The sequence below is a fragment of the Rhodopseudomonas sp. RCAM05734 genome (assembly GCF_052658035.1).
This window is the reverse complement of record NZ_CP199742.1, coordinates 1,230,665-1,244,623: the sequence shown is the minus strand read 5'-3', so window position 1 is coordinate 1,244,623 and position 13,959 is coordinate 1,230,665. Positions and strand designations below refer to the sequence as shown.

At 65.4% G+C, this 13,959-nt stretch carries 10 protein-coding genes, 1 pseudogene and 1 riboswitch; of the genes and pseudogenes, 5 read left to right on the top strand and 6 right to left on the bottom strand.

Features of this window, described 5'->3' with window-relative positions; all coding sequences use genetic code 11:
* Positions 1-11: 11 nt before the first annotated feature.
* A complete protein-coding gene (locus ACUXVA_RS06060; protein WP_445491273.1) occupies positions 12-1,403 on the top strand; it encodes an MFS transporter in 1,392 nt (463 codons plus the stop codon).
* Between the two features lie 187 nt (positions 1,404-1,590).
* Here the strand turns inward: ACUXVA_RS06060 and purH are convergent, their stop codons facing one another.
* From purH to ACUXVA_RS06045, 3 genes are all read right to left on the bottom strand, one after another.
* On the bottom strand, positions 1,591-3,183 hold the full coding sequence (gene purH, locus ACUXVA_RS06055; protein ID WP_445491271.1) for a bifunctional phosphoribosylaminoimidazolecarboxamide formyltransferase/IMP cyclohydrolase: 1,593 nt from the start codon (positions 3,181-3,183) through the stop codon (positions 1,591-1,593).
* A 24-nt stretch (positions 3,184-3,207) separates the two neighbouring features.
* Positions 3,208-3,289, bottom strand: a riboswitch (ZMP/ZTP riboswitch).
* Positions 3,290-3,351: 62 nt separating this feature from the next.
* A complete protein-coding gene (locus ACUXVA_RS06050) occupies positions 3,352-5,103 on the bottom strand; it encodes a heparinase II/III family protein (RefSeq protein ID WP_265081097.1) in 1,752 nt (583 codons plus the stop codon).
* A 159-nt stretch (positions 5,104-5,262) separates the two neighbouring features.
* Positions 5,263-6,615 carry an RsmB/NOP family class I SAM-dependent RNA methyltransferase gene (locus tag ACUXVA_RS06045; protein ID WP_265081098.1) on the bottom strand — a complete coding sequence of 451 codons (1,353 nt, stop codon included), beginning with the start codon at positions 6,613-6,615 and terminating at the stop codon, positions 5,263-5,265.
* Between the two features lie 197 nt (positions 6,616-6,812).
* On the opposite strand from ACUXVA_RS06045, the gene ACUXVA_RS06040 reads away from it, so the two are divergent.
* A complete protein-coding gene (locus ACUXVA_RS06040) occupies positions 6,813-7,031 on the top strand; it encodes a DUF1674 domain-containing protein (RefSeq protein ID WP_265081099.1) in 219 nt (72 codons plus the stop codon).
* 207 nt (positions 7,032-7,238) lie between these two features.
* Positions 7,239-7,805, top strand: a pseudogene (locus ACUXVA_RS06035) (thermonuclease family protein); the annotation flags it as partial.
* A 69-nt stretch (positions 7,806-7,874) separates the two neighbouring features.
* On the opposite strand, the gene ACUXVA_RS06030 reads toward ACUXVA_RS06035, so the two are convergent.
* Positions 7,875-8,390, bottom strand: coding sequence for a L,D-transpeptidase (locus ACUXVA_RS06030; protein ID WP_265081100.1), 516 nt, complete (start codon positions 8,388-8,390; stop codon positions 7,875-7,877).
* A gap of 282 nt (positions 8,391-8,672) precedes the next feature.
* Here ACUXVA_RS06030 and ACUXVA_RS06025 point away from each other — a divergent pair, with 282 nt between their 5' ends.
* Positions 8,673-9,638 carry a glutathione S-transferase family protein gene (locus tag ACUXVA_RS06025; protein ID WP_445491267.1) on the top strand — a complete coding sequence of 322 codons (966 nt, stop codon included), beginning with the start codon at positions 8,673-8,675 and terminating at the stop codon, positions 9,636-9,638.
* A 51-nt stretch (positions 9,639-9,689) separates the two neighbouring features.
* On the opposite strand, the gene acs is transcribed toward ACUXVA_RS06025, so the two are convergent.
* Positions 9,690-11,639, bottom strand: a complete 1,950-nt coding sequence (acs, locus tag ACUXVA_RS06020; protein WP_265081102.1) for an acetate--CoA ligase — start codon at positions 11,637-11,639, stop codon at positions 9,690-9,692.
* 387 nt (positions 11,640-12,026) lie between these two features.
* Here acs and ACUXVA_RS06015 point away from each other — a divergent pair, with 387 nt between their 5' ends.
* Entirely contained in the window at positions 12,027-13,136 is a 1,110-nt protein-coding gene (locus tag ACUXVA_RS06015; RefSeq protein WP_445491264.1) for a DNA topoisomerase IB, read from the top strand.
* Positions 13,137-13,241: 105 nt separating this feature from the next.
* Here ACUXVA_RS06015 and ACUXVA_RS06010 read toward each other — a convergent pair whose 3' ends face one another.
* Positions 13,242-13,943, bottom strand: a complete 702-nt coding sequence (locus ACUXVA_RS06010) for a class I SAM-dependent methyltransferase (RefSeq protein ID WP_265081103.1) — start codon at positions 13,941-13,943, stop codon at positions 13,242-13,244.
* Positions 13,944-13,959 lie beyond the last annotated feature (16 nt).

Genomic DNA, 13,959 nt, shown 5'->3' with positions numbered 1-13,959 from the left:
GAGGATGACACATGGCGCTCACCGCCGCCGCAGACGAAGGGGTTGCCGAGGTCGTGACCCGCTACCCACCTTATTCCGCCGTGGTCGGCTGGATGTTGTTCGACTGGGCGGCGCAGCCTTATTTCACGCTGATCACCACCTTCGTGTTCGCGCCCTATTTCGCCACCCATGTCGCCGCCGATCCGGCGACCGGACAAGCATTGTGGGGATTCGCCACCGCCGCTGCGGGGCTGCTGATCGCGCTGGCGTCGCCGGTGCTGGGGGCGATTGCCGATGCCAGCGGACGACGCAAGCCGTGGATTGCCGCGTTCGGCGCGCTGCTGGTGATCGGCGCCAGCTTGATGTGGATCGGCGAGCCCGGCAATCCAGCCATCATCCCGCCGCTGCTGATCGCCTATGCGATCGCCACAGTCGGCGTGGAATTCGCCACGGTCTTCAATAACGCCATGATGCCGTCGCTGGTGCCGCCGCATAAGATCGGCCGATTGTCCGGTTCCGGCTGGGCGCTGGGCTATGTCGGCGGCATCATCAGCCTGGTCATCGTGCTGGGATTTTTCGCCGCAAATCCGCAGAGCGGGCGGACCCTGTTCGGTTTCGTCCCCTTGTTCGGGCTCGATCCCGCAACATTCCAGGGCGACCGCATCACCGGGCCGCTGACGGCGCTATGGTTCGTCGTCTTCGTGCTGCCGATGTTTCTGCTGACGCCGGATTTCCCGGCGAAACTGTCGGCGCGCGCGGCGGTGCGTGGCGGACTGACCGACCTGCGCGCCACGTTGCGCGAATTGCCGCAACATCGCTCGATGCTGGCGTTCCTGATCGCCAACATGATCTACACCGACGGCCTGGTGTCGCTGTTCGCGTTCGGCGGCATCTACGCCGCCGGCACATTCGGCTGGAACACGATCCAGATTGGCAGCTTCGGCGTCACGCTGGCAGTGGCCGCCACCTTCGGCGCGTTCGCCGGCGGGCGGCTCGACGATCTGCTCGGACCAAAACGCGTGATCGCCGGCAGCATGCTGCTGCTGCTGCTGTCCATTGCCGGCATCCTGCTGATCGACAAGGATTCCATCCTCTTTATCAAGGTGGCGCCGCCAGTGCCGGGGGGCGCGCTGTTCGCGGCACCGGCCGAAAAAGCCTATCTGCTGCTCGGCTGCCTGATCGGGATAGCCGGCGGCCCCTTGCAGGCGGCATCGCGCACGCTGCTGATCCGCATGGCGCCGCAGGACCGCATCGCGCAATTCTTCGGCCTGTTCGCGCTGACCGGAAAGGTGACGTCGTTCATCGGGCCGCTGCTGATCGGGTTCGTCACGGCGGTGACGGCCAGCCAGAAGGCCGGCATGGCGGTGCTGGTGTTGTTCTTTTTAGCGGGGCTCGTTCTGCTGGCGCGGGTGAAGGACAAGTAGAAGCAACATCGAAGCTGCACCACACTCCGCTGTCGTCACCCGCGGAAGCGGGTGGCCCAGTAAACGCAGGGGCTTCGGCTCCATCACCGGCGGCGGTGTTGACTGGGTCGCCCGGTCCCGGCGCGCAATTGCGCGCCGGCCGGGCGATGACAGTCGCGTATGGGGAAGCCTCGTGGCTTCCAGTGGCTCAGTGCCTGAAATGCCGCACGCCAGTGAGCACCATGGCAATGCCGGCGTCGTCGGCGGCCTTGATGACCTCGTCGTCGCGAACCGAGCCGCCGGGCTGGATCACCGCGGTGGCGCCGGCCTCGATGCAGGCCAGCATGCCGTCGGCAAACGGGAAGAAGGCATCGGAGGCGACCACCGAACCCCTGGTCATCGGCTCAGCGAGCTTCAGCGTGTCGGCGGCGTCCTGGGCCTTTCGCGCGGCGATACGGGCCGAATCGACGCGGCTCATCTGGCCGGCGCCGATGCCGACGGTGGCAAGGTCCTTGGCGTAGATGATGGTGTTGGACTTGACGTGTTTGGCCACCCGGAAGGCGAACTTCAGATCGCGCAACTCGGCGTCGGTGGGCTGGCGCTTCGTCACCACCTTCAACGTCATGTCGTCGACCACGGCATTGTCGCGCGACTGCACCAGCAATCCACCGGCGACGGTCTTGCAGGTCAGGCCAGGCGCGCGCGGATCCGGCAGGCTGCCGGCCAGCAATAGGCGCAGGGTCTTCTTCGCGGCGACGATGGCGATGGCTTCCTCGGTGGCGTCGGGCGCCACGATGACTTCGGTGAAGATCTCGGTGATGGCGCGGGCAGTTTCCGCATCCAGCGTGCGGTTCAGCGCGACGATGCCGCCGAATGCCGAGGTGGAATCGCAGGCCAGTGCCTTGCGATAGGCATCGAGCAGGTCGTCGCCTTCGGCGACGCCGCAGGGATTGGCATGCTTGACGATGACGCAGGCGGCGGTGCGCTTGGCGTCGAACTCGGCGATGCACTCATAGGCCGCGTCGGTGTCGTTGATGTTGTTGTAGGACAGTTCCTTGCCCTGCGGCTGTCGCGCAGTAGTGACGCCCGGCCGTGCATCCGGCGTGCGGTAGAAGGCGGCGGCCTGGTGCGGGTTCTCGCCGTAGCGCAGCGACTGGATCAGGTGGCCGCCGATGGTGCGGAAATCCGGCGTCCCGATCTTGAGCTGGTCGGCGAACCAGTTGGAGATCGCGGCATCATAGGCCGCGGTGCGTGCATAGGCCTTGGCAGCGAGACGCTTACGCAGCGTCAGGGTGGTGGCGCCGTTGTTGGTGGCGAGTTCGTCGAGCACCGATTGATAGTCGGCGGGCTCGACCACCACGGCGACATCGTCATGGTTCTTGGCCGCGGCGCGGATCATCGCGGGGCCGCCGATGTCGATGTTCTCGATGCAGTCGTCGTAGGCCGCGCCCTTCGCGACAGTGGCTTCGAACGGGTAGAGATTGACCACCAAGAGATCAATCGGCGCGATGCCGTGATCCTTCATGGCCTTGGCGTGCTCGGCATTGTCGCGGATCGCCAGCAGCCCGCCATGGACCTTCGGATGCAGCGTCTTGACCCGACCGTCCATCATTTCCGGAAAGCCGGTGAGATTGGAGACGTCGGAAACCTTGAGGCCGGCAGCGGCGATCGCCTTGGCGGTGCCGCCGGTCGACACCAGATCGACGCCGTGAGCTGCAAGCGCGCGGGCGAATTCGATAAGGCCGGATTTGTCGGAAACGGACAGCAATGCGCGGGTGATCTTACGCGGGTGATCGGTCATGGGCAAAATCCTCTGGTTGAAGGAATATGATGCCCAGGCGCGCGGCAGATATGGCTCGCGCTTCCCGATGGTGCTCCATCCAAGGTCGCCAGTCGCGCGAGCGAGGGTCAATTAGCAGTTTTCGCCGTCGTGCACAACGTGGACCGAATAGCCCCTGGTATCGAACCCCTACAGCGGCAATTCCGGCTCGCGGCGGGCGTTGCGGCGCGCCGAGGTGGCGGAGGCCGAGGCGTTGGAGCGGACAAAACTCCAGCGCACGCTGGCGGCCTGCTTGGAATTCTGGTGGATCACGATCTGCGCGGTACGGCGCGGCCCGTCATTGCCGGCCAGGAACACGCTGTCTTCGAGTTCCACCTTGTCGTCGAGCGCCTCGAAGGTCCAGACGTCGCGGTTGGGCAGCACCAGCATGACGCCGCGGGCGTCGGAGAGCCGGCTTGCCTTGACCGAGGGATGCAGGTGAAAGCGCAGCGCGTAGTCGGTATTGGCTCCCCTGATGCGGGCGCCCGGCGCGGCCGCCAGGATGTCTTCACCGTCGAGCCGGTTGCCGTCTTCTGCCATGCTGAGGATGCGGCGGTGTACGACGCCGAAGCGGCTGAGATAGCCGTCATGGGAGGTCGTCAGCATGGTGCCGCTCGCCGTCACCTCGCGATAGCTCTCCACCACCTGGGGACCGGTGACGATCGGCGCGCCCTGCAGGAAGCGTTTCATGGCCGAGCGCTCGATGAACTGGCACGATGAGGTGCCGTGGTAGGTCACGGTGGAGTGCGCCGGCGTGCTGCGCGCAAAAGCGCGCCAGTTGTCGCGGCCGGTCGAGGGCATGCCGCAATTGATCACGATCCGGCTGGTGCCGGACGACAGTTCGAACGACAGCGTGCCGGCATGGGCGTCGTGACTGACATTGGGCGGCGGCGGTGGACCGGTGTCCATGATCAACGTCATGGCGCCGGCATCGAGGCGCTGGAAACCGGTATGCGGCATGTGCGCCATCGGCACGCCGTGGGTGTCGTCATAGGCCAGCAGGGTGGCCAGCAGATGCGACGGCGCATTGCTCATGCCGTTGAACAGCGCGAAGGAACCGTCGCCGTGGCGGAAGAAGCGCAGCATCGGCATCATGCGGTCGATGGCGTTGAGCAGCGCCGGCGGCGGCGCGATGTTGCGCGCGGCGAAGGTCTGCCGCAGCGGCAGCATGTCGATCAGCAGCTCGATCAGCGCGCCTGGATTGCGCGAGATATGGCCGCCGTCCGGCAGGATCTGGCGCTGCAGCTCGTCGGACAGTTTTCGTGTGGCGGTGCGGATGTGGCGCGCCTGGTTGGCCAGGCACAGCGAGGCGTAGCACAGCGCGATCAGCGCCTGCAGCCGCGGCACGCCATCGGCGGTGTCCGCCATTGTGTAGCGCAGGGTGTGAATTTCGCGGCTCAGCGCGCGCAGGTAGCGGCGATAGAACTTGCCATCGGTATCGCCCAGCACCAGCGGTGCCTGCGACAGCAGCGAGATGACACGCCGTGCCAGCACGTCGGCGCGGCGACCGATCGGGCGCTTGCGCTTGGGATTGGAGATCCAGTCATCCACCAGCGAGCGGGCATTGGCACGGGTGATGGCGGTGTCGGCGGCGCGCAGGTGGCGCAGCCAGCCGAAGCCGAGCAGGGCGACCTCCCAATCTTCGGAGGGCGGTTCCAGATCGAAGATCGAGCGGCCATGGCAGGTGACGATCTTGCCGGCGAACACGAAGCGCCCGGCATAGATTTCGGCGGCGCGGGTGGCGTCGGCGGTGCGCAGGTCGTGGGGCGCGATGATCAGCCGGTCGGTGCGGCCGGGCCACAGCCGCGCCAATGCAACAGATCCGCCAGACGCGCGCGACAACGCATTCCGCGCGAACCGGCCAAGTATCAATCTTGAAATACGTCTGCGATGAGCGACCACGCGCGCCTTGGGAATGAGCCTTGGGAATAAGCCTTGGGATCGGGCTGAGGATTATTAAACTTTGCCGCAAATCCTTTTAATCCGGAAACGCGCTCAACACACACTAATCGGGCAGCTTCTTGTGGAAGTTGCCCGATTCGCGAAAACAACCTGTAAATATCAGGCTTTAACCAGCCGCGCCGCATAGAAGCCGTCGAGACCGCCGAGCCGGGGGTCGTCGTGGGGCAGGTGGCAGGGCAGGGTGCGCAGATCGCCGTCGGGGGTCACGATTTCCGCCAGACCCGCAACCTCGCTCGGATCGATGGGGGCGCGGCGCATGCTGGAATCGGTGGCCAGCAGGTCGGCGATGGCGTGCTCGCCCTCCTCCGGCTCCAGCGAACAGGTGCAATAGACCAGGGTTCCGCCGGGCTTCAGCACGGTGACCGCGTTTTTCAACAACCGACGCTGCAGTGCGGTCAGCAGAATGATGTCGGACTCCTGCTTCAGCCAGGCGACGTCGGGATGCCGGCGGATGGTGCCGGTGGAGGCGCAGGGCGCGTCGAGCAACACGGCGTCAAAGCCGCCATGGCCGGCGGCGGGTTGCCATTCGGCGCCGTCGGCGACGAACGTTTCGGCCTCCAGCGACAGCCGGGCGAGGTTTTCCCGCAACCGCGCAACCCGGTTCTGCGACCGGTCGACGGCAGTGACGTGGGCGCCGGCATGGATCAGCTGCGCGGTCTTACCGCCTGGCGCAGCGCACAGATCGACGACGGCCTTGCCCTTGATGTCGCCGAACAGCCGCGCCGGCAGCGCGGCTGCGGCATCCTGCACCCACCATTGGCCATCGGAGAATCCGGGCAGCATGGTCACCGAGCCCTGCAACAGGGTGCGTACCGACCCTGTCGGCAGCACCTCGCCGTGCAGGCGAGTCGCCCAGGCGGCGGCCTCCGACTTCACGGTCAGGTCGAGGGACGGTTCATGGCTGAGGGCGACGGCGATCGCCCGGGCGGTCTCCTCGCCGTAATGCGCGGTCCAGCGCGCCATAAGCCATGGCGGAACGTCGAGAGACTGGCCGGCGATCTCATCGATCAGCGGCTGGCCCTCGCGGGCGCAGCGGCGCAGCACGGCATTGACGAGGCCGGCATATTTCGCGGCGCGCCGGTCCGACTGGACCATCCGCACCGACAGATCGACGGCGGCGTGGTCGGGAACATCCATCCAGAGAATCTGCGCGGCGCCGATCAGCAGCGCGCTCTGCGCGCGCGGTGCGTCGGTGGGGATGCCCTTGTCGAGCAGTTTGCCGAGCACATGGCCGAGCGTTCCCAATCGGCGAAGAATCGTCGCGACCAGACGGCGCATCAAGGCCCGGTCGCGATCAGACAGGGCTTTCAGGCCGGGATGCGCCCCCGCACCCTCAAGCTGCTCGTCGAGCGTCCGATGCTTCTGCAGCACGCCATCGAGAATATCGGCCGCGATCCGGCGGGCAGCCAGTCCGGGCACCTCTACGGGCAATGCAAATCTTACTGGCGGCATGAGCGGTGAACATCGCGACAGAGAAAGGGCAACGATACGGCCGGCCTCAGCGCGTATCGTCGTATGGGAAGCGGTCTGATCGCATGCGAATATGCCAAATGTAAGAATCGCCTTATATGCTCATGGTCAGATATGGCCTGTCCAAATCCGACCAGTGCCAACGCGTGCGAAGCGCGCCGGTTCAGCGGGAACACCAGATGAACGACATTCCTTCCACACCTGCAACTGAGACCGACGAGGCCGCGCGCAAGCCGTTGCCGCCGGCGGCCCAGCGCGCGCTGGCCGAAGCCGAGGCGCGGCGCACTGCGGCCGCAGCGAATGCCGCCGCGGCAGCAAAAGAGTTCAACGGGCCGACCGGGCCCGAACCGACCCGATTCGGCGACTGGGAACGCAAGGGCATCGCCTCGGATTTTTGAGGAGGCGAGGCCGGACTGTCGTCACCCGCGCATGCGGTTGATCCAGTAAACGCAGACGGCGCGATGCGATCTCCATGCCAATGATTACTGGGTCGCCCGGTCAAGCCGGGTGAGGACACCCAGTTTGGTGCCGCCACTTCCGCCGCCCGCGCCCCGGAATGACATTTGGCTTGCGCGCATCCGCGACTCGCATTGATCTCTCTCTGTATGAATCCCTCGCGCATCCATCGCTCGACGCCGTGGCGGAGCAGGTTCTCTGCAGCGCTGCCGTGGGTGTTCGTGCTGGGCATGGCGGCCGGCACCATGCTGCCCGTGAAGCGCTGGGTGCTCTGGCCGTTTCCGTCCGCCGAACAGGACCAGACCCCGGCGGCGCGCGACGCAGAGACGATCTGGAAGCGCGCCGGCAATCCCGCCGTGCGACATCCGGTCGATGTGCTCTACACCATCGATGGCGATACGTTTGAAGCGCGGGTGCACCTGTTGCCCGGCATCGACCTGAAGACGCGAATCCGGCTGCGCGGCATCGATGCGCCGGAGCTCAAGGGCCAATGCGCGCAGGAGGTGAGGCTGGCGGAAGCCGCCAGCTACGCCCTGCGCGGCCTGCTCGGCGATGGTGAGATCACCATCTACAATATCGGTCCCGACAAATATCCCGGCCGCGTGGTGGCGGACGTCGCGACCCGGCGAACGCCCAACGTTTCGGCCGCGCTGCTCGCCAGCGGCCACGTGCGCGTCTATGGCGGCGGACACCGCAACGGTTGGTGTGATGCGAGATCGATGACCCCGCAAGCAAAATGCCACGCCTTGGGCGCGGCATTCACTCGCTCGGACCGGAGAGAGCGCCTAGCGCTGGGTCACCACCACCCGGGTGCCGACCGGGACGCGCTCGAACAGGTCGCTGATGTCCTCGTTGTACATGCGCACGCAACCATAGGACACGTAGCCGCCGATCGACGCCGGACGGTTGGTGCCGTGGATGGCGTATTCGCCACCGGCCAGGGTCATCGCCGCCACGCCCATCGGGTTGGCCGGCGAACCGCCGGCGATGACGTCGGGAATGTTCGGGTTGTCGCGTTTCACGTCGGCCGGCGGCGCCCAGGCCGGCTGGCGATACTTGCCGTCGATCTTGGTGGTGCCGGCCCACTGCTTGCCGGCCTTGCCGACGCCGACGGGATAGCGCACGGCATGGCCATCATCGAGCACCAGGTACAGCCGGCGTTCGCCGGTTTTCACCACGATGGTGCCCGGCGAATAGTCGCCACGGAAGCCAACCAGATCGGGTCGCGCCTGCGCAGGATTCGCGGCCACCGCGCCAACCACGATGGTGGCTGCCAGAGCCACCGCCATCTTCAATGACATCAAGTATCTCCAATCCGACAGTAATATGTAGCACTTCGGTGATCTTCGGCCGGTCGCGTTAAATAACCCGTGCATTTGCCTGCCCGGGCCGGACGCCAGCGGCGGCAACAAAGAAAATCCTGCCAACAAAGTAAATGCCCGGAAAACAACACCCGTCGGCAAAAGCGTCTGCGCCGCACGCCTGTCCCTGACTTTTGCGTGAGCGGGCCAGGAAGCAGACGCGCTCGCCAGCGCAGGGCGCTCTCGTCTATAGAAGAGCAGTTCAAACATGGATGATCGCGCATGGGTTTTATGGTCGATGGAGTCTGGCGTCAGGAGGATGCCTTCCCGACGGACGGCAGCGGGCGGTTCACCCGCGTGGCGTCGCCGCTGCGCAACTGGGTGACGCCCGACGGCGCAGCCGGACCGAGCGGCATCGGGGGCTTTGCCGCCGAGCCCGGCCGCTATCACCTCTATGTCTCGCTGGCCTGTCCGTGGGCGCACCGCACCCTGATCTTCCGCGTCCTGAAAGGCCTGCAGGAGATGATCGGCCTGTCGGTGGTGCACTGGTACATGGGCGCGGACGGCTGGACCTTCGTCGACGTCGCCGGCGTGATCCCCGATCCGATCCAGCACGCGACGCTGTTGCATCAGGTCTATACGGCCGGCGACCCGCATTTCACCGGGCGGATCACCGTGCCGGTGCTGTGGGATCGCAAGACCGCGCAGATCGTCAACAATGAATCGTCCGAGATCATCCGCATGATGAACTCCGCCTTCGATGGCGTCGGCGCCGCGCCCGGCGATTTCTATCCGGAAGACCTGCGCGAGGAGATCGATGCGATCAATGCGCGGGTCTACGACACCGTCAACAACGGGGTCTACAAGTCGGGCTTCGCGCGCTCCCAGAAGGCCTATGACGAGGCAGTGGCGACCTTGTTCGAGTCGCTGGATTGGCTCGAGGACATGCTATCGAGCCGACGGTGGCTCACCGGCGACCGCCTGACCGAAGCGGATTGGCGGCTGTTCACCACCCTGGTCCGATTCGACGCCGTCTATGTCGGGCACTTCAAATGCAACATACGGCGCATTGCCGACTATCCGCATCTGACGCGTTACCTGAAGGACCTGTACCGGCAGCCCGGCATCGCCGAGACCGTCAATATCCATCACATCAAGCATCACTACTACGAAAGCCATCCGCAGCCGAACCCGAGCCGGATCGTGCCGGTCGGGCCTAAGCTGGATTTCTTAGCGCGGTGCTCATGACGGCGGCGCCGTCGACGGGAAGATCCCGTCGACGTTAGCGGTCCAACCGGCTTACGCCCCGGCCTTCTTGTTCTGCCGGTGCTCGACCAGGTCGTTGACCACGGCGGGATCGGCCAGGGTCGATGTATCGCCGAGGCTGCCGGATTCGTCTTCGGCGATCTTGCGCAGGATGCGGCGCATGATCTTGCCGGAGCGTGTCTTCGGCAGACCGGGCGAGAACTGGATCAGGTCCGGCGAGGCGATCGGGCCGATGTCCTTGCGCACCCAGGCCACCAGTTCCTTGCGCAGCGCATCGGATGGCTCCACGCCGTTCATCAGCGTCACATAGGCGTAGATGCCCTGACCCTTGATGTCGTGGGGATAGCCGACCACCGCGGCTTCCGAGACCATGGCATGCGCCACCAGCGAACTCTCGACTTCCGCGGTACCCATGCGGTGGCCGGACACGTTGATGACGTCGTCGACGCGGCCGGTGATCCAGTAGTAGCCGTCGGCGTCGCGCCGGCAGCCGTCGCCGGTAAAGTACTTGCCGGGATAGGTGGAGAAGTAGGTCTGCTCGAAGCGGGCATGGTCGCCATAGACCGTGCGCATCTGGCCCGGCCACGACTTGGCGATGCACAGATTGCCCTGGCATTCGCCGTCCAGCACCTTGCCGTCGGCATCGACGATTTCAGGCACTACGCCGAAGAACGGCCGAGTGGCAGAGCCGGGCTTCAGCCTCGTCGCGCCTGGCAGCGGCGTGATCAGGATGCCGCCGGTCTCGGTCTGCCACCAGGTGTCGACGATCGGGCAACGCTCTTCGCCGATCACGCGGTGATACCATTCCCAGGCTTCCGGATTGATCGGTTCGCCGACGGAGCCCAGCAACCGCAGGCTCTTGCGCGAGGTGAGGTGCACCGGATCGTCGCCTACCTGCATCAGCGCGCGGATCGCGGTCGGTGCGGTGTAGAAGATGTTGACCTTGTGCTTGTCGATGACTTCCCAGAACCGCGATGCGGTCGGATAGGTCGGCACGCCCTCGAACATCAGCGTGGTCGCGCCATTGGCGAGCGGTCCGTACAGGATGTAGCTGTGGCCGGTGACCCAGCCCACGTCGGCGGTGCACCAGTAGATGTCGCCGTCGTGATAGTCGAACACGTATTGATGCGTCATCGCGGCATACATCAGATAGCCGGCTGACGTATGCAGCACGCCCTTGGGCTGGCCGGTCGAGCCGGACGTATAGAGGATGAACAGCGGATCTTCCGCATTCATCGGCTCGCACGGGCATTCGGTGGTCACGACCTCGCTGGCTTCGCGGTACCAGAAGTCGCGCGACGGATCCATCTCGACTGCCCCGCCGGTGTGCTTGACCACGACGACCCAGTCGACGCCGCCGGACTTGGCGATGGCAGCATCGACATTGGCCTTCAGCGGCACCCGCTTGCCGCCGCGCAGGCCTTCATCGGCGGTGATGACGATCTTGGACTGGCAGTCGCCGATGCGCTGCGCCAAGCTGTCGGGCGAGAAACCCGCGAACACCACCGAATGGATTGCACCGATCCGCGCGCAGGCCAGCATGGCATAGGCGGCCTCGGGGATCATCGGCAGGTAGATGGTGACACGGTCGCCTTTGACGACGTTGCGGTTGCGCAGCACGTTGGCGAACTTGCAGACCTCGTCGTGCAGCTCCTGATACGTGATGTGTTTGGACTGCGAGGGATCGTCGCCTTCCCAGATGATCGCGGTCTGGTTGGCGCGGGTCTTCAGGTGGCGGTCGATGCAGTTCCAGGCGACGTTGAGGACGCCGTCCTCGAACCATTTGATAGACACCTTGCCCGGCGCGAACGAACTGTTCTCGACCTTGGTGAAAGGGTGGATCCAGTCAAGCCGCTGGGCCTGCTCGCCCCAGAAGCCATTGGAATCGGAGATCGAGCGCGCATACATGTCCTTGTACTTGGCGTCGTCGACCCAGGCGCGCGTCTTCCATTCGGCAGGTACGTCGTAAATCTTCTCGGACATGGTTCCCTCCATCGCGCGACCGCCTCCAGCGTGGTTGGCCGAGCTTCATTCTTGGTCTGATTATGCGTCGGCGCGGTGTACCGGTACAAGGCAGCCCGCCTCAGCCTTTTGTCTGCTTTCCGGTACCCCAAATGTCCATCCGGCGTGGCCGGCGGCATTGCGCTGGGTCAAGCCGGACCGATCACGATCGCGTTTCAGGTGCCGGAAACGGGCGTTTTGCGGTCATTTCGGCGGGTTCCCGATACCAGTGGCCCGGATTGCGGCCAAATCGACTCGCAATGGCCGGTCCAAACTCCTAAATGGCCTCGTCGAGCGCCAAAACGGGGTCGGAACCAAAAACCGACTGTGGGCATTACCGCGCTGAGTGCCGCTTGAGGCCGTAACGAGATGATGGATCAGCAGAATTTTGTGCCGGGCGGGCTGCCTTCCGCGGAATCCGTCGCCGTGGCGCCCTCGCGCGGCAACAGCCCGGTTCCGGCGAGCGTCGCGGCGCTGGCCGGCGAACTCGGTCTCCGGCTCGGCGATCAGACCGACCTGACCATCCGCCGGATCCGGCGCGGCAAGGCGTATTCCTTCGTCCGGGCCAACGGCACGGCCATCAAGCATACCGGCACCATCAAGCGGTTGAACGCCATGGCCGTGCCGCCCGCCTATGCCAAGGTTCGCTATGCCGCCGATCCGGCCTCGCATCTGCAGGCGGTCGGTGTCGATGCCGCCGGCCGGCTGCAATATCGCTATCATGCGGACTGGGAGAAGGTGCGCGAGCAGCGCAAGGCGCATCGCCTCGCCACGCTGGTCGGCGCGCTGCCGAAAATCCGGCGCGCCGTATCGATGCATCTGTCCGGCGATGCGCCGACCCGCGAACTGGCGCTATCCGCGGTGATCAAGCTGATCGCGCGCACCGCGATCCGGCCGGGCAACGAATCCTACATGAAGCTCAACGGCACCCGCGGCGCCACCACGCTGCTGAAGTCCAACGTTGCGCTGGAAGGCGACTGCATCGTGCTGACCTTCAAGGCCAAGGGGGGCAAGGCCGTGCGCAAGGAATGCGACGCCGCCAAGCTGGTGCGCGCCATCGGCATCCTGCGGACCGTGCCGGGCAAGCGCATGTTCCAGTATCGGGACGATGCCGGCCGCGTCTACAACGTCAACACCACCGCGGTGAATGCGTTTCTGCGCGACATCGCCGGCATCAAGATCTCGCTGAAGGATTTTCGCACGCTGATGGCCTCGGCCGTGGTGCTGGAATCGCTGTCGCGGATCACGCCTGCGACCAGCGCGACCGGTCGCAAGATGCAGGTGCTGGAAGCCGTGCGCGCCGCTGCCGATGAATTGTCCAATACGCCGGCGATCTGCCGCAAGAGCTACGTCCACGACACCATCGTCACCGCCTTCGAGGACGGCATCCTCGAACGCTTCGCCGCGACGATGAAGGGCTACCGCTCGCAATCGAAGCGCGAGCAGCCGCTGGCGCAGGTGGTCGCCGCGGCGGGGTGACCCCCTTCACCTCGCAGTTGTCGTCACCCGGCTTGACCGGGTGACCCAGTATGTTGGGACGCCGGCGCTTCCTGGATCGCCCGGTAAAGCCGGGTGATGACAGCCTTATGTTGCGGCATCGCAAGCAGACAGGAGCGTCCACACCGCGGTGTTCTTGATATCGGCATCTTCCAGGTCGCGCGTCACCGGCACCTGGTATTCCGCGATCTTGCGCAATTTGTCCCTGGGCAGATAGCTGCGGCCGGGGTCGCCGATCAGCACCAGCGCACCCTCGGCGGCCTTGGCGGCGAGAAAGGCAAACGCGCGCTCGGCAGTGTCGCGCTCGTAAAAAATGTCGCCGGCGAGAATCGTCTCAGCGAGAGGCGCTTCGGCTGCCGCCAGGAGATCGTCGCCGCTGACATCGACCATCACCTTGTTGGCACGGGCGTTGAGCACGATGGCCGTGCGGGAAAAGCTGTCGATGTCGTAGGCGATCACGCGCGCGGCGCCGGCCTTCATGGCGGCGATGGCGACCAGCCCCGACCCGGATGCAAGGTCGATCACGGTCCGGCCGGCGACGCTGGCCGGATGATCGATGACATAACGTGCCAGCGCCTGGCCGCCGGCCCAGGCGAAGGCCCAGAAAGGCGGGGGTAGTCCGATTTCGCTGAGCTCGTCCTCGGTCTTGCTCCACAGCGGCACGGCTTCGGCTGCGACGTGCAGCTTTATCTCCGGCACCATCGGCACCGGCAGCAGCAAGGTATTGGCGAGGACGAAGACGGCCGGATCGCCGACCGCCGGAAGGTTGGTGGCGTCGCCGGCGCTCACCGTGAAACGACGCGTG

Excerpts from the sequence above, each read along its gene's own strand:
- ACUXVA_RS06060 (WP_445491273.1), top strand. The coding sequence starts at position 12 with ATGGCGCTCACCGCCGCCGCAGACGAAGGGGTTGCCGAGGTCGTGACC.
- purH (WP_445491271.1), bottom strand. The coding sequence starts at position 3,183 with ATGACCGATCACCCGCGTAAGATCACCCGCGCATTGCTGTCCGTTTCC.
- ACUXVA_RS06045 (WP_265081098.1), bottom strand. The coding sequence starts at position 6,615 with ATGCCGCCAGTAAGATTTGCATTGCCCGTAGAGGTGCCCGGACTGGCT.
- ACUXVA_RS06040 (WP_265081099.1), top strand. The coding sequence starts at position 6,813 with ATGAACGACATTCCTTCCACACCTGCAACTGAGACCGACGAGGCCGCG.
- ACUXVA_RS06030 (WP_265081100.1), bottom strand. The coding sequence starts at position 8,390 with ATGTCATTGAAGATGGCGGTGGCTCTGGCAGCCACCATCGTGGTTGGC.
- ACUXVA_RS06025 (WP_445491267.1), top strand. The coding sequence starts at position 8,673 with ATGGGTTTTATGGTCGATGGAGTCTGGCGTCAGGAGGATGCCTTCCCG.
- acs (WP_265081102.1), bottom strand. The coding sequence starts at position 11,639 with ATGTCCGAGAAGATTTACGACGTACCTGCCGAATGGAAGACGCGCGCC.
- ACUXVA_RS06015 (WP_445491264.1), top strand. The coding sequence starts at position 12,027 with ATGATGGATCAGCAGAATTTTGTGCCGGGCGGGCTGCCTTCCGCGGAA.